25 protein-coding genes, 1 tRNA gene and 1 pseudogene are annotated in these 22,385 nt (G+C 65.2%); 12 read left to right on the forward strand and 15 right to left on the reverse strand.

Features of this window, described 5'->3' with window-relative positions; translation table 11 throughout:
- Nucleotides 1–15: 15 nt before the first annotated feature.
- From G6P88_RS06915 to chrA, 4 genes are all read left to right on the forward strand, one after another.
- Nucleotides 16–1,266, forward strand: coding sequence for an aromatic ring-hydroxylating oxygenase subunit alpha (locus G6P88_RS06915; RefSeq protein ID WP_165322493.1), 1,251 nt, complete (start codon nt 16–18; stop codon nt 1,264–1,266).
- A 4-nt stretch (nt 1,267–1,270) separates the two neighbouring features.
- A complete protein-coding gene (locus G6P88_RS06920) occupies nt 1,271–1,642 on the forward strand; it encodes a hypothetical protein (protein WP_226946758.1) in 372 nt (123 codons plus the stop codon).
- A gap of 82 nt (nt 1,643–1,724) precedes the next feature.
- Entirely contained in the window at nt 1,725–2,681 is a 957-nt protein-coding gene (locus tag G6P88_RS06925) for a chromate resistance protein ChrB domain-containing protein (protein ID WP_165322494.1), read from the forward strand.
- A complete protein-coding gene (chrA, locus tag G6P88_RS06930) occupies nt 2,678–4,081 on the forward strand; it encodes a chromate efflux transporter (protein WP_165322495.1) in 1,404 nt (467 codons plus the stop codon). The genes G6P88_RS06925 and chrA overlap by 4 nt, the downstream gene beginning before the upstream one ends.
- Before the next feature lie 16 nt (nt 4,082–4,097).
- Here chrA and G6P88_RS06935 read toward each other — a convergent pair whose 3' ends face one another.
- Nucleotides 4,098–5,105 carry a tetratricopeptide repeat protein gene (locus G6P88_RS06935; RefSeq protein ID WP_226946818.1) on the reverse strand — a complete coding sequence of 336 codons (1,008 nt, stop codon included), beginning with the start codon at nt 5,103–5,105 and terminating at the stop codon, nt 4,098–4,100.
- Between the two features lie 128 nt (nt 5,106–5,233).
- Here G6P88_RS06935 and G6P88_RS06940 point away from each other — a divergent pair, with 128 nt between their 5' ends.
- The gene (locus tag G6P88_RS06940; RefSeq protein WP_165322497.1) at nt 5,234–5,758 is read left to right on the forward strand and encodes a hypothetical protein; all 525 of its coding nucleotides are present in this window, start codon (nt 5,234–5,236) and stop codon (nt 5,756–5,758) included.
- Between the two features lie 33 nt (nt 5,759–5,791).
- On the opposite strand, the gene G6P88_RS06945 is transcribed toward G6P88_RS06940, so the two are convergent.
- From G6P88_RS06945 to infA, 6 genes are all read right to left on the reverse strand, one after another.
- Nucleotides 5,792–6,226: a lysozyme inhibitor LprI family protein gene (locus G6P88_RS06945; protein WP_165322498.1), complete on the reverse strand. Its 435-nt coding sequence runs from the start codon at nt 6,224–6,226 to the stop codon at nt 5,792–5,794.
- Between the two features lie 83 nt (nt 6,227–6,309).
- A tRNA-Phe gene (locus tag G6P88_RS06950) sits at nt 6,310–6,385 on the reverse strand.
- A gap of 65 nt (nt 6,386–6,450) precedes the next feature.
- The gene (locus G6P88_RS06955) at nt 6,451–6,612 is read right to left on the reverse strand and encodes a DNA gyrase inhibitor YacG (protein WP_165322499.1); all 162 of its coding nucleotides are present in this window, start codon (nt 6,610–6,612) and stop codon (nt 6,451–6,453) included.
- Complete coding sequence (locus G6P88_RS06960; protein WP_165322500.1) at nt 6,590–7,591, reverse strand: Rne/Rng family ribonuclease; 1,002 nt, start codon at nt 7,589–7,591, stop codon at nt 6,590–6,592. The genes G6P88_RS06955 and G6P88_RS06960 overlap by 23 nt, the downstream gene beginning before the upstream one ends.
- A complete protein-coding gene (locus tag G6P88_RS06965) occupies nt 7,584–8,168 on the reverse strand; it encodes a Maf family protein (protein ID WP_165322501.1) in 585 nt (194 codons plus the stop codon). The genes G6P88_RS06960 and G6P88_RS06965 overlap by 8 nt, the downstream gene beginning before the upstream one ends.
- An 11-nt stretch (nt 8,169–8,179) precedes the next feature.
- Nucleotides 8,180–8,398 carry a translation initiation factor IF-1 gene (gene infA, locus G6P88_RS06970; RefSeq protein ID WP_003049127.1) on the reverse strand — a complete coding sequence of 73 codons (219 nt, stop codon included), beginning with the start codon at nt 8,396–8,398 and terminating at the stop codon, nt 8,180–8,182.
- Between the two features lie 170 nt (nt 8,399–8,568).
- Here infA and G6P88_RS06975 point away from each other — a divergent pair, with 170 nt between their 5' ends.
- Complete coding sequence (locus tag G6P88_RS06975; protein WP_165322502.1) at nt 8,569–9,057, forward strand: flavin reductase family protein; 489 nt, start codon at nt 8,569–8,571, stop codon at nt 9,055–9,057.
- Nucleotides 9,058–9,096: 39 nt separating this feature from the next.
- On the opposite strand, the gene G6P88_RS06980 is transcribed toward G6P88_RS06975, so the two are convergent.
- Entirely contained in the window at nt 9,097–9,669 is a 573-nt protein-coding gene (locus tag G6P88_RS06980; protein WP_226946759.1) for a peptidylprolyl isomerase, read from the reverse strand.
- Nucleotides 9,670–9,816: 147 nt separating this feature from the next.
- Here G6P88_RS06980 and G6P88_RS06985 point away from each other — a divergent pair, with 147 nt between their 5' ends.
- Together G6P88_RS06985 and G6P88_RS06990 are read left to right on the forward strand one after the other, a co-directional pair.
- The gene (locus G6P88_RS06985) at nt 9,817–11,475 is read left to right on the forward strand and encodes a tetratricopeptide repeat protein (protein WP_165322504.1); all 1,659 of its coding nucleotides are present in this window, start codon (nt 9,817–9,819) and stop codon (nt 11,473–11,475) included.
- A 32-nt stretch (nt 11,476–11,507) separates the two neighbouring features.
- On the forward strand, nt 11,508–12,350 hold the full coding sequence (locus G6P88_RS06990) for a 4-(cytidine 5'-diphospho)-2-C-methyl-D-erythritol kinase (RefSeq protein WP_165322505.1): 843 nt from the start codon (nt 11,508–11,510) through the stop codon (nt 12,348–12,350).
- 63 nt (nt 12,351–12,413) lie between these two features.
- Here G6P88_RS06990 and G6P88_RS20480 read toward each other — a convergent pair whose 3' ends face one another.
- The 5 genes and pseudogenes from G6P88_RS20480 to G6P88_RS07010 all read right to left on the reverse strand — a co-directional run bounded on the left by G6P88_RS20480 (nt 12,414) and on the right by G6P88_RS07010 (nt 16,453).
- Nucleotides 12,414–12,632 carry a hypothetical protein gene (locus G6P88_RS20480; RefSeq protein WP_345719202.1) on the reverse strand — a complete coding sequence of 73 codons (219 nt, stop codon included), beginning with the start codon at nt 12,630–12,632 and terminating at the stop codon, nt 12,414–12,416.
- Nucleotides 12,633–12,635: 3 nt separating this feature from the next.
- Nucleotides 12,636–12,815, reverse strand: a pseudogene (locus G6P88_RS20485) (arsenate reductase/protein-tyrosine-phosphatase family protein); the annotation flags it as partial.
- Nucleotides 12,816–12,980: 165 nt separating this feature from the next.
- Nucleotides 12,981–13,847, reverse strand: coding sequence for an energy transducer TonB (locus tag G6P88_RS07000; RefSeq protein ID WP_165322506.1), 867 nt, complete (start codon nt 13,845–13,847; stop codon nt 12,981–12,983).
- A 28-nt stretch (nt 13,848–13,875) separates the two neighbouring features.
- Nucleotides 13,876–16,011: a DUF3857 domain-containing transglutaminase family protein gene (locus G6P88_RS07005; protein ID WP_226946760.1), complete on the reverse strand. Its 2,136-nt coding sequence runs from the start codon at nt 16,009–16,011 to the stop codon at nt 13,876–13,878.
- A gap of 76 nt (nt 16,012–16,087) precedes the next feature.
- Nucleotides 16,088–16,453 carry a hypothetical protein gene (locus tag G6P88_RS07010; protein WP_226946761.1) on the reverse strand — a complete coding sequence of 122 codons (366 nt, stop codon included), beginning with the start codon at nt 16,451–16,453 and terminating at the stop codon, nt 16,088–16,090.
- A gap of 90 nt (nt 16,454–16,543) precedes the next feature.
- On the opposite strand from G6P88_RS07010, the gene G6P88_RS07015 reads away from it, so the two are divergent.
- The gene (locus G6P88_RS07015; protein ID WP_165322507.1) at nt 16,544–16,822 is read left to right on the forward strand and encodes a hypothetical protein; all 279 of its coding nucleotides are present in this window, start codon (nt 16,544–16,546) and stop codon (nt 16,820–16,822) included.
- A 63-nt stretch (nt 16,823–16,885) separates the two neighbouring features.
- Here G6P88_RS07015 and G6P88_RS07020 read toward each other — a convergent pair whose 3' ends face one another.
- Nucleotides 16,886–18,535: an electron transfer flavoprotein-ubiquinone oxidoreductase gene (locus G6P88_RS07020; RefSeq protein WP_165322508.1), complete on the reverse strand. Its 1,650-nt coding sequence runs from the start codon at nt 18,533–18,535 to the stop codon at nt 16,886–16,888.
- A 109-nt stretch (nt 18,536–18,644) separates the two neighbouring features.
- Between G6P88_RS07020 and G6P88_RS07025 the strand changes: the two genes are divergently transcribed.
- Genes G6P88_RS07025 through moaB form a run of 3 tightly spaced genes read left to right on the forward strand, consistent with a single transcriptional unit; the run spans nt 18,645 to nt 21,718 of the window.
- Nucleotides 18,645–19,412, forward strand: coding sequence for a uracil-DNA glycosylase family protein (locus G6P88_RS07025; RefSeq protein ID WP_226946762.1), 768 nt, complete (start codon nt 18,645–18,647; stop codon nt 19,410–19,412).
- The gene (locus G6P88_RS07030; protein WP_165322509.1) at nt 19,409–21,178 is read left to right on the forward strand and encodes a lytic transglycosylase domain-containing protein; all 1,770 of its coding nucleotides are present in this window, start codon (nt 19,409–19,411) and stop codon (nt 21,176–21,178) included. The genes G6P88_RS07025 and G6P88_RS07030 overlap by 4 nt, the downstream gene beginning before the upstream one ends.
- Nucleotides 21,179–21,190: 12 nt before the next feature.
- A complete protein-coding gene (gene moaB, locus G6P88_RS07035; protein ID WP_165322510.1) occupies nt 21,191–21,718 on the forward strand; it encodes a molybdenum cofactor biosynthesis protein B in 528 nt (175 codons plus the stop codon).
- A 31-nt stretch (nt 21,719–21,749) separates the two neighbouring features.
- Here the strand turns inward: moaB and G6P88_RS07040 are convergent, their stop codons facing one another.
- Entirely contained in the window at nt 21,750–22,301 is a 552-nt protein-coding gene (locus tag G6P88_RS07040; protein WP_165322511.1) for a hemerythrin domain-containing protein, read from the reverse strand.
- Nucleotides 22,302–22,385 lie beyond the last annotated feature (84 nt).

The raw sequence follows: 22,385 nt of genomic DNA on the forward strand, positions 1-22,385 counted from the left end.
GCAAAGGAGCAGCAGATGAACCACCCTAGCGAACCGCCGCGCGAAGCCGGCAGGCCCCTGTCCCACCTCGACCGCTCGGTTGCACAGATCAGATCCGAACTCGGCATCGATCCGGTATCGGTGGACGGCATTCGCGATCCGCGCATCTATGCGCTGGAACAGGAGAAGATCTTTCGCCGCACCTGGCTGAAGGTCGCCACGACAAGCGAACTGCCCGAGACCGGCGACTATAAGGTCAAGGAGCTGCCGGTCGTCGACACCTCGCTACTCGTCGTGCGCGGCAAGGATGGCAAGGTTCGCGCCTTCCACAATGTCTGCACGCATCGCGGCAACAAGGTGGTGCCCAATGCGGATTTCGAGACACTCGGCCGAGCCCGCGCGGGGGTGGTCACCTGTCGGTTCCACGGCTGGGTCTTCGGCACCGATGGGCCGCTGCGCTCGGTCCCCCTGGAAGAGGCGTTCGGGACGCTCGACAAGGCCTGTCTCGGTCTGCGCGAGATCAATTGCGAGGTCTGGCAAGGCTTCGTGTTCGTCAATCTGGCCGAAGAGCCGGAGCAGACGCTGGCTGACTATCTGGGCGACTTCGGCACGTTGTTCGCCGGTTACCCCTATGAAGAAGCCAGCACGATCTTCCGCTATTCCACCGTGCTGGAATGCAACTGGAAGGTTGCACTCTATGCCTTCTCCGAAGGCTATCATGTGCCGACCATCCATGCCGGCTCGCTGCCCGGCTTTCGCGGCATCGAGCATGCCGACTTCAAGCTGATCGGCCCGCACGCCTCGTCGACCATCTATGGCGCCGGCATGGACACTGCTGCCTCGACGGCACAATTCGCGGGCGTCTTGCACGCGAGCGAGCATCATGGTCCGCGTCCAGACCTGCTGCCGCCGGGGATCAACCCGACGCGCCGGCCCGATTTCCAGTTCGAGCTGCCCAACATCTTCCCGAACTTCATCATTCATCTCGCATCCGGCTGCGGCTATCCGGGCATGGCCTATTTCACCCATCAGTTCTGGCCGCTCGATCACGGCCGCACGCTCTGGGAGGGGATCAACTATTTCCGCCCGGCCCGCACGGCAGCGGAGCGGGTCGCCCAGTTCCATGTCAACGCGCTGCACCGCAACGCCTGGCTGGAAGACACGGCGACGATGGAAGACAGCTTCGTCGGCATAAGGTCCGGCGCGATCGACAGCATGCAGTTGATGGATCAGGAATTCCTGATCCGGCACGCGATGCGCGTGCAGCAAAGCTATCTCGCGGCCTGAAAGGATGACGATGTCGCACCTTGCTCCCCTGCCCTTCGGCTTCGAAGATCTGGCACCCTTTGTCGAGAAATGGGCTAGGCCGACCGAGACCGGACGCAACGCCATACGCTGGTCCGCCAGCGCAGAGGAGTTCGCGGACTTCTACGCGACATTCATGCCGCGCCTCGCATCGGCGCTGGAACGGCTCGACGGTGTCGCGCTCGACGCGATGAACGAGGGCGAGAAGACGCTCTTCCTGCTCACCGCAGCCTTTGCCGAAGCCGCACCACACCACGAACTTTACGGCGGCAGCGCCGAAGTGCCCTTCAGCTTCGCCGCGCGACGCTTCGTACCGGCGCATGGCGATACGCCAAGCAGCGCCAAAGCCATGCGCTAAACGCCTATCGGATGGACGGCCGACCTTATGATATCTTTTGATACATGTGTATCTTTCACAAGATATGAGATACACATGTATCATGACAGAGTCGAAAGCACAGGACTGGCTAGTCCTGCTTCATCAACTGCCGACCAAGCCGCCTTATCTGCGGGTCAAGGTCTGGCGCCGTCTTCAGGCACTCGGGGCGGTCGCGATCAAGAATGCGGCCCATGTGCTGCCGAGCGGCACGACCAACGAGGCCGCTCTGCGGACGCTCATCGCGGAGATCGTCGCCGGTGGTGGCGAAGCGGTGTTGCTCGAAGCGCGCCTCCTCGGCGGGCAGAGCGACGCCGATGTCCGGGCCTTGTTCGATGGCGCCCGCGATGCCGATTATGAGGATATCGCGGCTTCCGCCCGGCGACTTCTCGAAACCGGGCCTTCCAGTGCAACCGACCTCGCCCGCCTGCACAAGCGGCTGGACGAAGCGACCGCCCTAGATTTCTTCGGCGCACACGGCCGGCAGGCCGCAGAGGCCGCGCTGGATAATCTCGAACGGCTTCATCATGCCCATCCCGATGTCGGCCGGGACGGTGAGGCGCCATCGGTCTCGCAGAGCGAACTGCGCGGCAGGACCTGGGTCACGCGCAGCGGAGTCCATGTCGACCGGATCGCCTGCGCCTGGCTGATCCGCCGCTTCATAGACCGCGACGCAAGCTTCCGTTTCGTCGATAGCCGTAGCCATGTGCCTGAGCCGGATGAATTGCGCTTCGACATGGCCGACGCCGAGTTCACCCACGAAGGCGACCGGTGCAGCTTCGAAACGCTGCTCCTGCGTGCAGGTCCGGCGGATGATCCCGCGCTGCTGGCCATCGCCGAACTGATCCACGAACTCGACATCGGCGACGGCAAGTTCGACCGGCCTGAAGCCTCGGGCCTGGGTGCGATGCTTGCTGGCATCTGTGCATCCACCGATGACGACATGCAGCGCATCGCGCGCGGCAGCGAGACGCTCGACCAATTCCACGCCTTTTTCCGTTCGAGGACAGCCAGCCGATGAGTGAGACAGCCGTGCCCGTTGCCGCCCCCGATGTGCCCGCCGCCAAGGAGCATGGCATCGGCTTCGGCGAAGCCGCACGCGTCTGGGGGCGCATTGCCGCGCTCAGCTTCGGCGGGCCGGCCGGCCAGATTGCGGTAATGCACCGCATATTGGTCGAGGAGAAGAAATGGATCGGCGAGGAGCGATTTCTCCACGCGCTCAACTATTGCATGCTGCTGCCCGGGCCCGAGGCGCAGCAGCTGGCCGCCTATATCGGCTGGCTGCTGCATAAGACGAAGGGCGGTCTCGTGGCGGGCGGCCTGTTCGTGCTGCCGGGCTTCCTAGCCATTCTGGCGCTCAGCTTCGTCTATGTCCTGCTCGGCCAGACACCGGTGGTCGACGGCCTGTTCTTCGGTCTCAAGGCTGCCGTGCTCGCAGTGGTGGTTCAGGCCGTGATCCGGGTCGGTTCGCGCGCGCTGCGCAACGGCGTCATGCGCGGAATCGCCGCCGCCGCCTTCGTGGCAATCTTCTTCTTCGGAGCCCCCTTCCCGCTGATCGTCCTCTTGGCAGGCCTCGCCGGCTATCTTGGCGGTCGCGCCGGTCTGCCCGCCTTCAAGGACGGTGCCGGCCACGGCGCGAGCGGCGGCAAGATCGTCCACGATGCGGAAACCGCGCTGGGCGAAGGGCTGCCCGATCATGCGCGGCCGAACCTCGGCTGGTCGCTGAAGATATCGGGTGCTTTCCTCTTCCTCTGGCTCGCGCCGGTCGTGGCACTGATCCTGCTCGCGGGCTCCGCCAACCCCTTCACCCAGATCGCGACCTTCTTCAGCCAGATGGCGGTGGTCACCTTCGGCGGCGCCTATGCCGTGCTTGCCTATGTCGCGCAGGAGGCGGTCGGCACCTATGGCTGGCTGCAGCCGGGCGAGATGCTCAATGGCCTCGGCCTCGCCGAAACCACCCCGGGCCCGCTGATCATGGTCGTGCAGTTCGTCGGTTTCCTTGCCGCCTATCGCGGTTCGACGGGCCTGCCTCCGCTGGCGGCCGCAACGCTCGGTGCGGTCCTGACGACCTGGGTCACCTTCCTGCCCTGCTTCCTGTGGATCTTTGCCGGCGCCCCCTTCGTCGAGCGCCTCCACGGCAACAAGGCGCTGTCGGCCGCGCTCAGCGCGATCACTGCCGCTGTCGTCGGCGTCATCCTCAACCTCGCCCTGTGGTTCGCCATCCACACGTTGTTCGGCCAGGTCCGCCGGATCGGCGTCGGCCCCCTCGCCTTCGACGCGCCGGTCCCGTCGAGCCTCGACCTACCGGCGCTGGTGCTCGCCGCTCTCGCGGCGCTCGCTGTGTTCCGCTTCAAGCTGGGCATGATAACGGTGCTGCTGGGCTGCGCGGTGTTGGGGGCAGGCTATATGGTCCTGGCATGAAACGACGGATTGACGCTCAGGGCTGTTCGTGAGCCGAGGTACTAGACTGCCGAGCAAGGTCGAGCGCCTCTCGGGCCGCACCGGCGGAGGCCATGTCGGGGTCGAGTTGCAAGGCCCGCTCGAGCAATTGGACAGCCCGCGCATCGTCGCGATCGCGGCCATTGCCGGTCTGATAGGCGCGACCCAACGCGAAGCAGCTTTCGGCGTCGCCGAGGCCACAAGCTTTCTCGAACAAAGACAGCGCGCGCCCGCGATCACGGGGTACGCCCCGACCATCGTCGGCCAGGAAGCCGAGATTGCCGCACGCACTCGCATCATCGGCTGCGCACGCCCGGTCGAACAGCTCGGCCGCCCGGCCGTGATTCTGGTGCATGCCCAGCCCGTCCCGATAGAGCACGCCGAGATTGGCGCAGGCATGGACGTCGTCGCCCTCACAGGCGCGCCGAAACAGCTTTGCAGCAGCCACCTGATCGCGCGCCACACCGCGTCCAAGCGAATAGGAAGCGCCGAGATTGGCGCAGCCCGCCATCCTTCCTGCATCGCAAGCTTTGGAGAACAATGCATTGGCCCGCGTCATGTCTTCCGGGACGCCGACGCCCGCAGCATAAGCGAGCCCCAGGTTCGAGCAGCCCGTCGCCTCGCCGCCTTCACAAGCCCGGTTGTAATAGGAAGCCGCAGAAGCGGCGTCGGCGGCGACACCCTGGCCCTGGGCATAGGCATAGCCCGCCATCGTGCAGGCGCGCATGCTGCCAAAATCGCAACCTTGCGCGAAATATGTCACGGCACGGGCTTCGTCCTTCGGCATCTCGTCGCCTTCGAGATACGCATAGCCGAGGTCGGTACAGGCCTCGGCGTCGCCTGGCTCGCAGGGGGCCGGCATTTTCGCGACGGTGCCGGGCGACGTCTCCGACCACAAAACGGGCTGTTCCCGCGCCTCCATATCGCGGACCTGAGCACTGGCAATCGCGGCGATACCCAAGCCATGTCCGAAGGACAGGCTCACCAGCATCAGACGCCACCACATCACGCCGCCCTCTCCGTCGAGAGGCCCGCGTCGACACCGAAAGGACTCACCTTATTGAATCCCCTATCTTTTTCATCCGACCCACATCGCTTATGGCGAGGGATGCTCGCCAGTGAACAGAGGCAGATGTGACGCGCCGAAGCCGCATCTTGTTCCGTGCATTGATCGCCCTGTCGATCGCACCAGCGGTATGGGCGGCAGCGCCGGGCCCCGAATCAGACACCGCCAGCGACTGGACGGACTGGCACAATGCGCGGTTCGGCTACACGCTCTGCTATCCGAAATCCTTGTTCCCGATCGGCCGGGAATCGCCCCAGAAGCACGGCATCGTCCTGGAGTCCGCCGACAGCGCGCAGATGATAGCGGCAGGCATGATCTACACCCGCAAGACGCTGGCCGAACCGATCCGCATGGAAAAGGAACGGCTCACCCACATCGCGCTGATGTCGAGCAGTCGGGACCTGACCAACGGCGATACCGAGTTCGTCGTCTCGGGAACGCGCGTGGATCAGATCCTCTACACCAAGGCCATGCGCAGCGGCGACCGGCTGATCGCGATCCGCTTCCGCTATCCGCAAAGCCTGAAGGCCCGTTACGCGCCTATCGTCGAGCGAATCGCCGGCTGTCTTCGCTTCTCGAAGAAAGAGGGTTGATAGCGCCGCGAGGCAACACAGCGCCGCAATGCGTCAGTCGTCGACCGCCAATATCCGCAGCTGGGTTTCGAGCACGATCGCCCGATCGCGGACTGTTGCGATCTGTCCTGCAGCGAAAATCGGGCTGTATATCGTGCCCTGCCGCGTGGCGAAAAGCGCCCTGCCGGCCTCGCTGTTTGCATTCCGAAACCGGAGCCAGGCACGCTGCGCGACGCGCAATTTCTCCGCGGCGGGACCGGAGAGTCTCCGAAGAAGCGCGGCATAGGCAAGGTTCATGCGCCGATCATAGGCCTTGCCCGCAGCAGCCTGGCATTCGACCTGTGCCGCCGTGGAGGCATTCGCCGGCCTGGCCAGGCATTGGCGCAATTGCCGCTCGGTGGCATAGGGGGACATTACACCGCCACCCATGGCAGGTTCGACGAATGTCCCCACCAAGACGACCAGCATTACATGCGCCCGCCTGCTCATGCTGGGTCCTCCGGACAAACGAAATAACGCAGCGCGACGCGCCGACAGAAGCCGCCACGGTCGTAACACCGATGTGAGAAAAATGGTGCCCAGGGACGGGATCGAACCGCCGACACTGCGATTTTCAGTCGCATGCTCTACCAACTGAGCTACCTGGGCACTCGCGTTGGAGGCGTGCCTATAGAGGCGGGTTGCCGGTCCTGTCCAGCCCGCTTTCCGCTTTTTTATTCTGGGTCGAGATCGGCGGGCGGGCCGGGGATTCGATAGCCTTCGTCGAGCCAGCGCAAGAGGTCGCGATCGCGGCATCCCTGGCTGCAAAAGGGTTCGTAGCGCGCCTCGGCCGGCTTACAGCAGCCCGGGCAGTCATGGATTTTCCGCGTCGACATGGCCGCCGGATATGGCGAGCCGCGCGTCCGGGCGCAAGGCGATCGGTGCGCCGATGCGACGGGCAAGCTCCGCCTGCCAGTCGGGCCGATCGGCGATTCGGCCGATCACCCCAGGATGGCTGCTGATCGTTCGCATGCCGGAGCCGGGCGTGCGCTCGGCACGGCGCAGCAGCGCGCGGGCCGCAGACCCGAGCGGGTCGCCCTGCAACCGCTCCGGGAGCGAAGCGCGCAAGCGCCGCCTGACGATCTGCAGGAAACCGAAGCCGTTCACGGCGGTGCGCTCGAACGGCTGGGGCACGATGGTGTCGACCGCCTCGGCAGCGGCCTGTCGGGCCGCCTTGCTGCCGGCGGTGGGCAGGTCGATGCCGATCGAGCCACCGATCCCGTGGCGGACGATCATGCGCGCCGCCGCCTCGGCCCCGGCGATCGACAAGGCAGCCGGGTCGAGCCAACCGTCGACGTCGATCAGGGTCATCGCGGGAGTCAGCGAAAGCCGCAGGCCCCCGCCCGGGAAAGCGACTTCCCCCGTGCGCGCCTCCTCGAGCAACTCGGACCAACCGGCCGCCTCCAGCGCGTCGGCCTCATGCGCCATCAGGCGGCGCACCGCGTCTCCGCTTGCGTGCAGCCGCTCGATCAATGTGGGTCCCTGCGCGATGCCCGCCTCCGGGCTCGCCTGGCGAGCGAGCGCAAGCTTCGCCCGTCCGGGCTCGGGCAGCGCCGCCCGTCGGATCTCGACGACAAGCCGCCCGCCCTCGGTGACGCCGCGCGGCAGCGGTTCGATCTGGACCTCCTCGCCCCCGTCAAGGCGCACAAGTCCGCGCCGCCCCGGCACCGTTATCTTGACGAGGCGTCCTTCGGCGATCGTTCCAGCCGCGATGCCGTCGTCGTCGGCCTCGATCTCCGCCGCGACGATGACACCGTCTTCGATCAGCGCCGCGCGCGCCTCACCAATGCCGTCCTCGTAGATCCACTCAGCCATCCGAGGGCGGCAGCAGACCGGTGGCACCCAGCAGCGCCCGTGTCTCGAACAGGGGAAGGCCCATCACGCCCGAATGGCTTCCCGAAAGCATCGCCACCCAGCTTTCGGCATAGCCCTGGATCGCATAGCCGCCGGCCTTGCCCTGCCACTCGCCACCGGACAGATAGGTTTCGATCTCGCTCTCGGTCAGCCGCTTGAACTTCACGATACTGGTGGAGAGGCGGTGGCGCGCCTTGCCCTCCGCATCGATGAGCGTCACCGCCGAATGGACGCGGTGGCGGCGTCCGGACAGCAGGCGCAGGCAGGCGCGGGCCTCCTCGGCCTGCTCGGTCTTCGGCAGGATGCGGCGGCCGGCGGCGACCACCGTATCGGCGCCGAGCACGGCCGCACCGGGACGACGGATCGCGACAAGCGCCGCCTTCTCCGCCGCCATGCGCGCCGCATAGCGCGCCGGCAGCTCGTCGCGCTGCGGCGTTTCGTCGATGTCGGCGGGATCGATGGCCGCGGGTTCGATGCCGAGCCTTCGAATGAGCTCGGCCCGTCGAGGACTGGCCGATGCGAGAATAAGCAGGGACAAGGCCCCCGCCCTTATTTGAAGCGGTAGGTGATGCGACCCTTGGTCAGGTCATAGGGGGTCAGTTCGACCAGGACCTCGTCGCCAACGAGCACGCGGATGCGGTTCTTGCGCATCTTGCCCGCCGTATGGCCCAGGATTTCATGGTCGTTCTCGAGCCGGACGCGGAACATGGCGTTGGGCAGCAGTTCCACAACCTGCCCGCGCATTTCCAGCAGTTCTTCTTTCGCCAAACTAGTGCCTCACAGAGATGATCGGTGTTTGGGCGTGCCCATACGCGGTTGGCCATGAAAAGGAAAGCGGCGCTTGCCCTTTCGATGACAGAGATGCGGTAGCAGCAATTGCGCGCGCCGCATCATTTCTCTAGCGGCAGTTCGGGACGTCAGACAGGGAGGAGAATCGCGTGACTGAGGATGAGCTCAAGGACGGCTTCCGGCATGCGATGCGACGCCTCGCGACCACGATCGCGCTGATCACCACCGGCCGCGACGAAAGCTGGTCCGGCATGGCGGCAACGGCGGTCATGTCGGTCTGCGCCGAGCCCCCGACCCTGCTCACCGCCGTCAACCGCACGGCGAGCATCCACCCGGTGCTGAGCCAGTCGGAGCGCTTCTGCGTGAACCTGCTGGCCGACCGGCACCGCGATCTCGTCGGCATCTTCAGCGGACAGAAAAAGGGCCTCGCCCGGTTCGAAACCGGCGACTGGGGCGCCGGCCCGGATGGCATACCGGTGCTCGGCGACGCGCTCGCCAGCCTCGTCTGCCGTACCACGCAGCGGATCGACGTGGGCACGCACACGCTCTTCCTCGGCGAAGTCGAGGAGGTGGTGAACCATGACGAGATCAGCCCGCTGGTCTGGGTTGACGGCACCTTCGCCAGCGCCGCGCGCTGATAGAGCTGCCGGCGGAAGCGGGCGGATCAGAAGCCCGGTTCAGGACAGACGACGGGCCTCGATGATCTTGACCGGCTGCTTCATCAGCTGGCCCTTCATCGAGCCCGACCCGCCGGGCCAGGTCTTCTCTGCCAGGATCTTCCTGAGCACCGGCTTGCCCGAGACGACCTTGCCGAACACCGCATAGCCGGGATCCCCAGCCTTCGCGTCCATCGCCGGCGCTGCGCCGACCATGATGAAGAACTCGCCCATTGCACTGCCCGGCTCGCGACGGGCCATGGATATCGCACCGTCGACATGGCGCAGGCCGGTCTTGCTGGTTGGCTCATGCGCGATCGGTGGCAGCGATCGGCGGAAATCGCGGTGCACTCCGCCCTGGATGAAGCCCCTGCCCGGATTGCCGACCGCGCGCGCCGCCCGATAGAAGGTCGTTCCATCGAGGAAGCGCTTGTCGACATAAGCCAGGAAGTTCTTCGCCGTAATCGGCGCGCGCTTCGTATCGATGGCCAGCACGAACGTCCCCGCCGTGGTCTTCATAGAGACCCGGACGATGCCGGGCGCAGCCATCGCGGGCGGAGCGAGCAACGGAAAAAGCAGCACCAGCGCTGCCACGCGAAGGGCAATTCGGCGAATCATTCGCAAAGCTTAACGCTCCGGCCCGACAGGTCCACGGCGGAAAGGTGGTAAACACTCAGGTTAATACTGGCTTCACCATATGGAGTTGCGATAGACCGTCGGACGACGTGTTGGAGTAAGATTATGACCGCGAAGCGCGCTCTGTTCGGCATCGCCCTGCTCGCCCTGACGCCGGGCAGCGCATCGGCCATGGTTCCCGATGCCGATGGCGAGATGCGGCAATATGTCCGGGCGCGGCTCGCCGATGCCGACGGCATGCCGGAAGCTGCGGCAAGCAGCTATGCGAAGCTGCTCCAGGCGTCGCCGACCGACAGGCGCCTCGCCCTGCGCACCTATCGACAGGCGCTGACCGCGGGCAATTTCAAACTGGCCGGCCAGGCCGCGCGCCAGCTCGACAGCCTGGCGGCTCTCCCGAACGACGGCACCCTGATGCTGTTCTCCGAGGCCGTGGCCGCGCGCGACTGGCGCCTGGCAGACCAGATCGCCACCCGGATCGACCGGGAACAGGTGTTCGGCTTCCTCGTGCCGGTCATGCGCGGCTGGGTGGCGTTCGGCCGCGGCTCGTCCGACGCGGCCCGGCTGTCGGCGCCATCGGGCGGATCGCAGCTCGCAAATGCCTATTCGCGCGATCACCATATCCTGATCGAGCTCGCCATGGGCAAGGATGAGGCGCTCGACGACATCCGCAAGCTGGCCGCCGCGAATGACAGCCGTTCGCTGCGGCTGCAACTGGCGGCAGGCGCCCTGTTCGCCAAGCGCGGCCAGATCGAGAAGGCGAGGCTTGCTCTGGAGGGACGTGCGCCCGAACTGGCCCGCGCCCGTGCGCAGCTCGATGCCGGGCGACCGATACCCGGAGCAGTGGACAGCGCGGAGCGCGGCCTGTCCGATCTGTTCGCGCAGCTTGCGATCGACGTGAAGGGGGACGGACGCTCGCCCATCTCGCTGCAGCTCGCGCGGATGGCCTGCTACATGGCGCCGACCAACGCCGCCGCAATGATCGCCACCGCCGACCTGCTGTCGGGCAATGGCTATAATGAGTCCGCGCTGAAACTGACGCTTCAGGTTCCGGCGGACAACCCGCTCTACGAGGTCGCCCGCCAGCAGCGCAGCGGCATATTGATGCTGATGGGCGACCGTCAGGCCGCTCTGGGCGACGCCGAACGCGCCGCCGAACGCCCCGGCGCGCCCAGCAACGCCTTTGTCGAACTTGGCGGCATCCTCTCCGATCTGGAGCGCCATGAAGAAGCCGCGCAGGCCTATCAGAAGGCGATCGACCGCGACGATGCCGAGGGCGTCAAGAGTTGGGTCCACCTTTTCCTGAAAGCCGGCGCCCTCGACCGCTCGGGCGACTGGGAGGGGGCCAAGGCGCTGCTTCGCCAGGCCAATGCGCTGGCCCCCGGCCAGGCGATGATCCTCAACTATCTGGGCTATGGCATGCTCGACCGGGGTGAGAATCTCGCCGAGGCGCAGACCTATATCGAACGCGCCAGCGGCCTCGATCCCAATGACGCCGCCATCGCGGACTCGCTCGGCTGGCTCTATTACAAGCGCGGCAATTATCGCGGTGCGATCCCGGCGCTTGAACGCGCGGTCGCCGGCGATCCCGGCCAGTCGGTGATGAACGAACATCTCGGCGACGCCTATTGGGCGGTCGGGCGGCGCATGGAGGCACGCTATTCCTGGCGCGCCGCGCTCGTCCAGGCGGACAAGGCCAGCGCCGACCGGATCAACCGCAAGCTGTCGGACGGACCGGGCGAGACGCTGTCCGCCAACGATCGCTGACCGCGCCACCGCCGTCGCCCGATCGCACCGCCATGACCGACAGCGAGATCGCCTTCGCAAAGATCAATCTCGCGCTCCACGTCCGTCGCCGGCGCGACGATGGCTATCATGAGCTGGAGACGATCTTCGCCTTCGCCCGCCATGGTGATCGGGTCAGCGCCCTCGGAGGCCCTCCGCGCCTGACGATCGAGGGCCCCTTCGCCGACGTTCTGCGCGGCGAGGACCCGGAGGACAATCTGGTGATGCGCGCCGCGCGCGGCCTCTACCGCCTCGCCGATGCCGGGTCTCCGCCCGCGATCCACCTCGACAAGCGCCTGCCCGTCGCCGCCGGCATCGGTGGCGGCTCGGCCGACGCAGCCGCGGTCCTGCGCCTGCTCTGCCGCCGGCTGGGCCTGTCGATCGAGACGCCCGAGGTGATGGCGCTGGCGGCCGACCTTGGCGCCGACGTCCCCGCCTGCCTGATGTCGCGCAGCGTCCGCGGCGACGCGCGCGGCGACATACTCCGGCCGATCGACGGCAGCGGCCTCAGCGACATCCCGCTGCTGCTGGTCAACCCCGGCGTGCCGCTGTCGACGGGGCCGGTGTTCAAGGCCTGGGACGGCACGGACCGCGGCCCCCTCGCCTCCGGCGACCCGCTCGAAGCCGCACTGGCCGGCCGCAACGACCTGGAGCCCCCTGCCTTGCAGCTGTGCCCCGTCATCGGCGAGGTCATCGCTCTGCTGGCGGCTCAGCCCGGCTGCACCCTGGCCCGCATGTCCGGCTCGGGCGCAACCTGCTTTGCGTTGTTCGAGAGTGCCGACCAGCGCGATGCCGCGAGCGAAGCGGCTTTCGCGGAGCATCCCGGCTGGTGGAGGCTGGCGAGCAGCTTGCGATAAGCGACTGCCTCTTCCCAATTAGTAAACTGTCCCTGATTTTCCTGATTTTCAGGCAGCGTATATTCAGTGATCCGAATGTCGATGCATAGGCAGATGTCGTGCCATGCGCGCTTCCAAGAGCCGGATCAGTTCGGGGTCCATGAACTCATAGTCATCAGGTATATCGAGACATATAACGCGCTTGCTGCCGAGCGCACGACGGAAGCGCTTCTGAACCTTGCTCCGGTGAATCCTCTCCATGACGACGATGCAATCCGCCCATTCGACGAGATCATCGGTCAACGGCTCCTCTGCGTCATTGTTGGTGCCGGCAGACGCGACCTCAATATCCTTTCGAGCCGAGAAAAGCTGCTCAGCCGTTGGACTTCGCAACCGATTTTGACTGCATACGAAGAGATAGCGCTTGATTGGCCTGCTCCGACGATAATCGGGCAGTCCTACCCCATCATCAGGTGGCTGCCATATGTCGAAGACAAAATATCCGGTTCTTCGAGCCTTTCAACCCGAACCTCACCCCAGCTTCGCCAGCGTCACGCCTTCATATTTCGCGTCCGTGGTAAAATCAGGGACAGTTTACGAATTCGCGACCCTCTACCCCGCCTCATGAACACCTCAAGCGTTCCACGCCGCCTAGGGAGCGCTCTTTAGCAGCGCCCTGATGATGTGCCAGCCGGTTGCGACACCGTCCTTGTCGAAGGCTGAAAAGGGCGGATCGAAGGTGATGCTTCGAGCCTGACCGCAATAGTCCGTCACCAACTGCACGTTGCCGCGCTGCTCAACATAGCTGCACTTATCCATTTTGCCGTCCTTCCCGACGGTAAAGCGATAAACGTTCAGCCCACGCTGCTCATAGCCAGAGCGCGGGGCAAGCACCCGCTCGCGAAGTTCGGGCGTGAAAACGTCGGCTTGCTGCAGTTCGATCTGAGCGGAAGATCCCGCATAATCGCCGCGAACAGCGGGACCAAGCTCAGGAGGCGCAGCCATATTGGGGCTGCAAGGCCCCTCCTGAGATCGATTTGGAAGGTTCGGAACTGTGATAACCATTTTGCAAGACGTCGGATGTCCCGTCTGATCGACCGACATCAAGACGGACGTCCAGTTTTCGCCGATTGCATGCATGTCCCCTGGGATCATCCACCGGACGCGATTTCGGTAGCTTGCCGCCTGCGCCTTGCCTGCCCGATCGCGCGATGGAGAAAACGTCGCTCTGGCCATCAGGAGTTTGCACGTCGCTTCGTCGAGAATGTCGAACCCACTGCTGTCAGTAATCTCGCAGCCTGTGGTTTTGCCCTTCACGTCAACCGCCAGCACGAACGAGGTGGTACCGATCATACCCAAGCGTAACGCAGGGATGGGATAATCCTCCGGCGTGACCCATTCGCCCGGCGTGCCTTGGGGCACCGGCGGTGTTGGGCCTGCCTTGGGCTTCTCGGCTATCGCTACATGCGAACAAGCCAGAATCGACCACAGGAGCAAAGCGTGTCTTGCCTTCTTCATGCACTTCTCTCCGCCGGTCCGGGCAAAACTACTCCGGTGCCTTATTGCGCGCCGAAGATGAAACACAAGGAACGTTATCTGCTGTCCAGTCGATCTCGTCGGTGGCCGGCACATTGACGTCGGTCGCAACCGGCTTGCTCTGCGTAAGCGGACTGTAGAATATATAGCCCTTGCTGTTGTCGAACTTGGCAATGCGGCCATTGTCCCGCAGCGCTGCTGCTGCATCGACTTCCTCTTGTTCAACGCGGAAGCCCCTGATCATGCGTATGGCTCCATCTCGCAGACCAAAGGCCCGATAATAGTTCCTACCGAAGATGCGTTGATCATAGCCCGGCTTTGACGCCCACTGTCTGGAGCGCGTCGCGGCAGGAAGGCGAACGGTGGTCACATAACAGTCAAACTCCGGCTTATTGTAATAGGGGGCTTCCTGGTCCTGATCCTTAGCCCGGCCACGCCGCTCCGGTGGGTTGAATCCACCGCCAGGCAAGGCAAGCGATTTGGCTCCGTCGCCATCGTCTTCCCAATCAATCTTCCAGGTTCCGCTGATAGTCAGGACGCTCGCCTGCGCCTTTTCATCGTATAGCCATCTGACGTCGTCGATGGTTTGCCAGTCGCCGCCAAGCAGGTTCTGACGGATCGCCTGGACCAGTTGATCGGGCGGCACGCTGGAGAACGATATCTGCTGCTGCACCGCACCGATTCCACGGACTATCTTCGTGTTGACGACATGCGCGTCCTGATCGAAGCCAGCACGTGCATCGATATTCGTCAGCGTGATCTCCTCGGGCCGGGTCGGCGGCCGCCATGCCACAGGTTCGAGCGAACTGCCTTCCGCCGTCAACGGCAGAATCCACCGATATCGCAGCATCGATTCCGTGCTGGGCCCGACGACCGGCGGCATGGTGCCATCGAGCCAATACCAGGCTCCATCGATCCGGACGCGCACCAGCACATGGTCGTAAAGGCGCGGGCTGGGCAGACGCTGGTCCATACCGTCATCCACGCCGGCATTGCTGACGAGCACGGGCACCCCTTCAATGCCCATTTCGCGCAGGAGAGCGAGCAACAGAACCGTCTTGCCCTTGCAATCGCCATAGCGGCGGCGCCAGGTTTCATCGGCTGTGGCAGGGGTCAGATTGCCGCTCCCCAGCCCGACATAGACATAACGGACGTCCTGCTGCACCAGCTTGAGCGCGGCGCTCACCCGTCCGAGCACGCCCTTGTTGCTCGCGGTAATCTTCTTCGCCTCGCGCTTGACAGGAGACTCTGCCGACAGATGCGATGCTTTGGCGAACAGCGGGAAAAGGTGCCGCGATACCCCTGCCCAGTCGGAATAACTGCTATATTCCAAGGCGCGCTGCCACTGGAAACGCGGCGGTGCATCCTTCGGCGGAACGAGCGTTGTGGGATTTTCGAACAACAAGTCCACGGCCCGTTCGCTAATCTGCGCCGCCCGGTTCATGTCAGAGGTCAATTTAACTATTGGTTTCCGACCATCATCCCAACTGAGCCCCATATGATACCGACCCGGAGCAGGACTCGGACCGAGCAGCAAGATACCGGCGTCGTTGATCCCGAGCGTGGGATCGCTGGCGGGCAGCGTATAGCTTACCTCCAATTCGTCCCCGACCCGCAGATCGGGAACGCGCAGCGTTGCTGTCAGAACTCCATCGATCATGGCCGCTTCGAGTTGATCCTCACGGCGCAATATCTCGAACGACGTCGTCTTCAGGACGTCAATGATCTGCTCGCCGCGATAGACGATGATACCATGTATGATGGGTTCGCCCGCAGCGGGATTCCAAGAAACTGCGATATTGCCGACCTGGAGCGCGTTGGACTGGAGGACCTTCATGCGGTAGCCAACATATTGCTGCGCGCCGGTCGAATTCAGGTGGACCAGGACATCCTGACGGCGGAAGAACAATGCGCCGGGCGCATTCAACGGAACCGACAGTGGGTCAGATGCCCGAACCCAGGCCGGCACCGGACCGATCCTGGTCGCCCCCTGTTCCGCTTGTGCCACGCCGGCCGTGAACAGCGCGGGCAAAGTGAGGAAAAGCGGGAAGCGAAGCCTAGTCACTTGTGCCAGCATGTCGGATGATACGCCATTTGTCATCAACCGAACGCACAGAAAGATCGTCTCGCCGCCGTCCAGCGCCATTGCGCTATGCGGTTGAGGCAACGCCGAGTGACATGACGCTGGCCCTGCGAATTGTCGCAGGCCCAACGCGCTCAGCTCACCCCAGCTTCGCTAGCGTCACGCCTTCATATTTCGCGTCGGCGGGATCGAACAGCGCGTGTGGCTCGAAATTGTCGGCAGTCAGCATCACGCTGTTGAGGCCGGCCAGCTTGAACGTGCCGAGCTTCGGCTCCGCGGGGACCTTGCCGTCTCGCAGGGTGACGACGCCGTCGATGAAGGGGTCATCATGCTTGGTGTAGAGGATGTGCGGCGTGATCACCATGGCGGTCTTGTTGTAGACGGCGGTGATGCAGAGCCGGCGCCGGATCGCCTGGGCGATCAGCTGCGCTTCGGGCGACAGTTCGGGGCCCGAAGCGGGGGCCACGACACGGCTGAGCGACAATGTCTTGCGCGGTGTGTTCATCGCTGGCGCGCATATCGGTCCGCAGCCCGCAAAGCAAGGGTGGCGGCGCCGTTCAGCCGGTGGAAAGCCGTTGCGGAGCAAGCAACGGTCATGGTCCGCCTGCTCCTCCCGCTCTCCACTCTGATATTGTCCACCCTCGCATCCCCGGCAGCCGCACAGGAGGAAGATGCCGAGCATCGTGCCGACCGACTGCGGACGATCGAGCTCAACGCCGCGGCACGGGCCAGGGTCGATGCCCGCGACCGCTCCAATGCGCGGGTCCGCGAGACCAACCGCGCGGCGCAGGAGCGTTACGAACGGCAGCGCGAGGAATGGCGTCGGCGGGTCGCTGCGTGCGAGGCCGGCGACTATCGCGCCTGCGCGCGCTGACAGGGTTTCGGCCAAGCCCTGCCCGGCTACGAAAAAGGGCCGGAAAACCCGGCCCCCTCCCGATCACATGTTGGGATAGTTCGGGCCGCCGCCGCCTTCCGGCGTGACCCAGTTGATGTTCTGGGTCGGGTCCTTGATGTCGCAGGTCTTGCAGTGGACGCAGTTCTGCGCGTTGATCTGCAGGCGCGGTGCGCCCTCTTCCTTGCCGACGATCTCATAGACGCCCGCCGGGCAGTAACGCTGCGCAGGCTCGTCATAGAGCGGCAGGTTGATGTCGACAGGGACGCTCGGGTCCTTGAGCTGCAGATGGACCGGCTGGTCTTCCTCATGGTTGGTGTTCGACAGGAACACCGACGAGAGGCGGTCGAAGCTGATCACGCCATCGGGCTTAGGATAGTCGATCTTCGGCGCGATGTCGGCGCGCCACAGGCCTTCATTGTCCTTGTGATGCTTGAGCGTGAACGGCAGGCCGATGCCCAGCGTGCGCATCCACATGTCGGTGCCGGCCATGATCGTGCCCGCGAAGGGGCCGAATTTGGCGATGAACGGCTCGGCGTTGCGGACGGTCTTGAGCTCCTTGGCGACCCAGCTGTCCTCGAGCGCGGCCGGATAGGCGGCCAGCTCGTCCGACGACCGCTCGTGCGACAGCGCCTCGAACGCGGCCTCGGCGGCGAGCATACCCGACTTCATCGCGGTGTGGCTGCCCTTGATGCGGGGCACGTTGACGAAGCCCGCCGAACAACCGATCAGCGCGCCGCCCGGGAAGACCAGCTTCGGGATCGACTGCCAGCCGCCCTCGTTGATCGCGCGCGCGCCATAGGAGACGCGGCGGCCACCCTCCAGGATCGCGCGGATCGCCGGGTGCTGCTTCCAGCGCTGGAATTCCTCGAACGGATAGAGGTGCGGGTTCTTGTAGCCGAGCCCGACGACGAAGCCGAGCGCAACCTGGTTGTTAGCCTGATGGTAGAGGAAGCCACCCCCGACCTCGTCGGTCAGCGGCCAGCCCTGGGTGTGGATGACGCGGCCCGGCTCATGCTTGGCCGGATTGATGTCCCACAGCTCCTTGATGCCGATCGCATAGGTCTGCGGCTCGCAATCGGCCTCCAGGTCGAAATGCGCCTTGAGCATCTTCGACAGATGGCCGCGCACGCCCTCGGCGAAGAGGGTGTATTTCGCGTGGAGCTCCATGCCCGGCTGATAATCGGGCTTGTGCTCGCCGGTCCGGCTGACGCCCATGTCCCCGGTGGCGACGCCCTTCACCGAACCATCCTCATTGTAGAGAATCTCGGCGGCAGCGAAGCCGGGGAAGATCTCCACGCCCAGATTTTCGGCCTGCCCCGCCAGCCAGCGGCACAGATTGCCAAGCGACAGCGTGTAGGTGCCCTTGTTGTTCATGAAGGGCGGCAGCGCGATATGCGGCATCGAATATTGCCGCTTCGCCGTCAGAATCCAGTGGTGGTTCTCGGTGACCGGCACGGTCAGCGGGCTGTCCATGTCCTTCCAGTCCGGAAGAAGCTCGTTCAGCGCGATCGGATCGACGACTGCGCCCGAAAGGATATGTGCGCCGACCTCGGATCCTTTTTCCAGGACGCAGACGGCGATCTCACGGCCCGATTCGATCGCCAGCTGTTTGAGCCGGATGGCTGCCGCCAAGCCAGCCGGCCCGGCGCCCACGATCACGACATCGTAAGCCATAGATTCGCGCTGCGACATGTCTGGTCCTCGTCCTGCCTATCCGGTCATCGCATCAAAAAAACGTCATGCCCCAAAGGCGCTGCCCGCAGATTGACGCCCTCGTCAACCCATTCCTTTAGTCAGCGCTATGGTTTTTGGGGGAAATCATGCCTCGGCAGCCGAACTGGCCAGCCTGATGGGCTGGTGGCGCGATGCCGGACTCGACGTCCTGGCAGCCGATGAGCCGTGCGACTGGCTCGCGCGGGTCGAGCGCCCGGCCGAACGCGCGCCTGCCACCCCGACGATGGAGTCGCCTTCCCGCCCTGCGGCGGTGCCCGTCGCGCCCGAACGCCCCGCGCCGCCGGCCTCATTCCCCGACACCCTGCCGGCCTTCCAGCAATGGCTGGCGACGAGCGAGAAGATCGCGATGCCGCTGCCAGCGCGCGTCGCGCCGATGGGCGATCCGGCATCGGGCCTGATGGTGCTCGTCGATCTGCCCGAACAGGTCGATACCGCCAACGGACGCTTGCTTTCCGGACCGGTCGGAGACCTGTTCGACAAGATGTTCGCCGCCGTGGGGCGTGATCGCCAGTCACTCTACCTAAGCGCCATGGCGCCGGGATGGCCGACCGGCGGCGTCGTCGACCGCGCGATGGGCGTGTTGTTCAGCGAACTGGCCCGCCATCATGTTGCCCTCGCCCGCCCGAGAGCCCTGCTGCTGATGGGCGAGCAGCCCTCGCGCGCCTTTCTCGGCAAGGGCTTCGTCGAGGCGCGCAGTACCGTGCACGACGTGGCGCTCCCCGGCGGCGCGGTCCGTGCGGTCGCCACCTTTCATCCCCGGACGCTGCTGCAGCACCCCCAGCAGAAGCGCCGCGCCTGGGAAGACCTCCAACTGTTGATGAAGTTGCTCGAATGATCCGTTCCCTTCTCCTCGCCGGTTCGATGCTGTTCGTGCCGACACTGGCCCAGTCGCAGACGGTGATTCCGGCCGCGACGGCGGGTCTCGCCGCGGCGGCACAGCCGCTGGCGATCACCTCCGGCCTGACCGCCGATCAGAAGACCGCCTATCGGTCGATCTTCGCGGCCATCCGTGCGGGCGACTGGAGCACGGCGCAGGCCGGGATCGACGCCCTGCCCAACGGTCCGCTGACAGACGTGGCTCAGGCCGAACTGATCCTGGCCAAGGGGTCGCCCAAGATAGCCGACGACCGGCTCGCCGCGCTGTTGACGAGCGCGCCCGACCTGCCCGAGGCCCCGGATGTGGCGGCAATCGCGGCCAAGCGGGGCCTTTCCTCCGCCGCCCTGCCGGTGGCGCGCGATCTGGTTCGCTTCGCCGGGCCCTCGCGGCGCCAGACCGCCCGCAGCCTCAAGAATGACCGGGCGGCAGCGGCGCTCGCACAACAGGCGCTGCCTCTGCTCCGCGACGACCGCCCGAGCGAGGGCGAGGCGCTGGTGCAGGCGAAGCTCCCCGAACTGTCGCCGGAAGCGCAGGCCGAATGGCTGCAGCGTACCTCCTGGTCCTATTATCTGACCGGAGACGATGCCAATGCGCGCCGCGTGGCCGACCTTGCCCGATCGGGCGCGGGCGACTGGGCGGTACAGGCCAGCTGGGTCTCGGGCCTTGCCGCCTGGCGCCAGAAGGATTGCGCCGCGGCCGGCACCGCGTTCGAAGAGGTCGGAAGCCGCGCCCGCGATCCGGAGATGATGGCCGCCGGTCTGTTCTGGGCCAGCCGCGCCGACATGGCCTGCCAACATCCCGAACGGATCGAGCCCCGCCTGCGCACAGCCGCGCGGATGGGCGAGACCTTCTACGGGCTGATCGCAAAGGCAGCGCTCGGAATCGATGACGGCCGCGACGGCGGCGTCAAGCTGACCGCCGGCGACTGGGCTGCGATCGGCACCATAGCCAATGTCCGTCGCGCAACGGCGCTGGCCGAAATCGGCGAGACGGGCCTTGCCGAAACGATGCTCAGGCATCAGGCGCGGATCGGCCAGAGCCGCGACCATGAATCGCTGATCCACCTCGCGGCCCGGCTCAACCTTCCCGCCGCGCAGATCTGGCTGGCACAGAACGGCCCGTCCGGTGCGCGCCTGTCGCCGTCCGCGCGCTATCCGATGCCGGCCTGGACCCCGGAATCGGGCTGGCGCGTCGACAAGTCGCTGGTGTTCGCCCATGCGCTGCAGGAATCGCGCTTCCGGACCGATGCGGTCAGTTCGGCGGGTGCCCGCGGCCTGATGCAGCTGATGCCGGGCACAGCGCAAATGGTAGCGCGCCACCTCGGCCGCTCTGTCGATACCGGCGCGCTGTTCCAGCCGACCACCAATTTCGAGCTGGGCCAGGCCTATCTGCGCGAGCTGGCCGACAATGCCGGCGCCACCGGCGGGCTGCTGCCGAAGGTGATCGCCGCTTATAATGCGGGGCCCAATTCGGTGGCGAACTGGAACGCACGCGGGCGCAACCTGGCCGATCCGCTGCTGTTCATCGAATCCATCCCCTTCGTAGAGACGCGCGCCTATGTCGCGATCGTCCTGCGGAACTACTGGATGTATCAGCAGCATTCGGGTGCGAAGCCCGTCAGCCTTACGGCGATCGCGCAGGGAATGTGGCCGCGCTTCCCCGGCCTGCCGGGACAGCAGGCGGTGCGCCTGACGTCCATCGGCTCCACCGCCGCCGCAGACTGACGGGACCCACCTATGCCGATCAAGGAAGATCTTCCCTTTCATCCGGTCCGGATCGCCGTCCTGACCGTCTCGGACAGCCGCGACCTGTCGACCGACAAATCCGGCGACACGCTGGTTGCGCGGATCGAGGGAGCCGGGCATGTCGTGGCGGATCGTGCGATCGTGCGTGACGATGTCGACCTGATCGTCGCCAGCCTTCATGGCTGGATCGACGATCCCGAAGTCGACTGCGTGATCACCACGGGCGGCACCGGCGTGACCGGACGCGACGTGACGCCCGAGGCATTCGCCCGGGTGTGGGACAAGGAAATCCCCGGCTTCGGCGAGCTGTTCCGCTGGCTGAGCTACGCCAAGATCGGGACATCGACCATCCAGTCGCGGGCGACAGCCGGGGTCGCACGCGGTACCTATATCTTCGCGCTGCCGGGATCGACGGGCGCGGTGAAGGACGGCTGGGACGATATATTGGTCTATCAGCTCGACAGCCGGCACATGCCCTGCAACTTCGTCGAACTGATGCCGCGCCTGACCGAGCGCTGAGGGAGCCGGCTTGCGCCGGCCCCTTCCCGCATCAGGCCAGTTTGAGGCCTTCCTTGTTCATCGCATGGGTCAGATGGGCGGTCTCGTCCTCGTCCAGCAGTCCGCGCAGGCGAGGGAAGACCTTCTTCTCCTCCTCCTGCATATGCTCCTCGAGCATGGCGCGGAAGTCGCCGACCTTGGCGAGGAACTGGGGATGGTCGTTGTCCATCTCGCCCAGCTCGAACAGATATTGCTTCACATAGCCATGATCGCCGTTGAGCTTGTCGGCGTCGGCGGCCTGCCCATGGGTGCGCAGCACCGCATAGACCGCATTCTCCTCTTCCAGCGCATGCTTCGCCAATGCATGGCCGATCTGGGTCAGCAACATCGACCGCCGAACCTTGTGACCGTTCTCGGTCGCTTCGAGCTGATCGAACAGCGCCAGCACCGCCTTATGCTCGGCCGCCAGCGCTTCGTCCCACTCGCCGGCCATGAAAGTCGGCGCCTGAACGAAAATCTTGCGCACCGCATTTGCGGCCAGGCCAGCGGTCAGGCCCGCCGCCGCACCGATCGCGAAACTCCGCGTGGTCTTGTCGTCCAACATGGCAAATCTCTCCTCTTCGGTTGCGCGGGAAACGAACGAGGAGGGACGCAGTTGCCAAATCGAAGGTGAAACAACCTGTTAAGG

The sequence above is a fragment of the Rhizorhabdus phycosphaerae genome, from assembly GCF_011044255.1.
Taxonomy (GTDB): Bacteria; Pseudomonadota; Alphaproteobacteria; order Sphingomonadales; family Sphingomonadaceae; genus Rhizorhabdus; species Rhizorhabdus phycosphaerae.

What these genes read in the sequence shown, in the direction of transcription:
- G6P88_RS06915 (WP_165322493.1), top strand. Translation starts at nt 16, where the DNA reads ATGAACCACCCTAGCGAACCGCCGCGCGAAGCCGGCAGGCCCCTGTCC.
- G6P88_RS06920 (WP_226946758.1), top strand. Translation starts at nt 1,271, where the DNA reads ATGACGATGTCGCACCTTGCTCCCCTGCCCTTCGGCTTCGAAGATCTG.
- G6P88_RS06925 (WP_165322494.1), top strand. Translation starts at nt 1,725, where the DNA reads ATGACAGAGTCGAAAGCACAGGACTGGCTAGTCCTGCTTCATCAACTG.
- chrA (WP_165322495.1), top strand. Translation starts at nt 2,678, where the DNA reads ATGAGTGAGACAGCCGTGCCCGTTGCCGCCCCCGATGTGCCCGCCGCC.
- G6P88_RS06935 (WP_226946818.1), bottom strand. Translation starts at nt 5,105, where the DNA reads ATGTGGTGGCGTCTGATGCTGGTGAGCCTGTCCTTCGGACATGGCTTG.
- G6P88_RS06945 (WP_165322498.1), bottom strand. Translation starts at nt 6,226, where the DNA reads ATGAGCAGGCGGGCGCATGTAATGCTGGTCGTCTTGGTGGGGACATTC.
- G6P88_RS06955 (WP_165322499.1), bottom strand. Translation starts at nt 6,612, where the DNA reads ATGTCGACGCGGAAAATCCATGACTGCCCGGGCTGCTGTAAGCCGGCC.
- G6P88_RS06960 (WP_165322500.1), bottom strand. Translation starts at nt 7,591, where the DNA reads ATGGCTGAGTGGATCTACGAGGACGGCATTGGTGAGGCGCGCGCGGCG.
- G6P88_RS06985 (WP_165322504.1), top strand. Translation starts at nt 9,817, where the DNA reads ATGACCGCGAAGCGCGCTCTGTTCGGCATCGCCCTGCTCGCCCTGACG.
- G6P88_RS06990 (WP_165322505.1), top strand. Translation starts at nt 11,508, where the DNA reads ATGACCGACAGCGAGATCGCCTTCGCAAAGATCAATCTCGCGCTCCAC.
- G6P88_RS07000 (WP_165322506.1), bottom strand. Translation starts at nt 13,847, where the DNA reads ATGAAGAAGGCAAGACACGCTTTGCTCCTGTGGTCGATTCTGGCTTGT.
- G6P88_RS07005 (WP_226946760.1), bottom strand. Translation starts at nt 16,011, where the DNA reads ATGGCGCTGGACGGCGGCGAGACGATCTTTCTGTGCGTTCGGTTGATG.
- G6P88_RS07010 (WP_226946761.1), bottom strand. Translation starts at nt 16,453, where the DNA reads ATGAACACACCGCGCAAGACATTGTCGCTCAGCCGTGTCGTGGCCCCC.
- G6P88_RS07015 (WP_165322507.1), top strand. Translation starts at nt 16,544, where the DNA reads ATGGTCCGCCTGCTCCTCCCGCTCTCCACTCTGATATTGTCCACCCTC.
- G6P88_RS07020 (WP_165322508.1), bottom strand. Translation starts at nt 18,535, where the DNA reads ATGTCGCAGCGCGAATCTATGGCTTACGATGTCGTGATCGTGGGCGCC.
- G6P88_RS07025 (WP_226946762.1), top strand. Translation starts at nt 18,645, where the DNA reads ATGGTTTTTGGGGGAAATCATGCCTCGGCAGCCGAACTGGCCAGCCTG.
- G6P88_RS07030 (WP_165322509.1), top strand. Translation starts at nt 19,409, where the DNA reads ATGATCCGTTCCCTTCTCCTCGCCGGTTCGATGCTGTTCGTGCCGACA.
- moaB (WP_165322510.1), top strand. Translation starts at nt 21,191, where the DNA reads ATGCCGATCAAGGAAGATCTTCCCTTTCATCCGGTCCGGATCGCCGTC.
- G6P88_RS07040 (WP_165322511.1), bottom strand. Translation starts at nt 22,301, where the DNA reads ATGTTGGACGACAAGACCACGCGGAGTTTCGCGATCGGTGCGGCGGCG.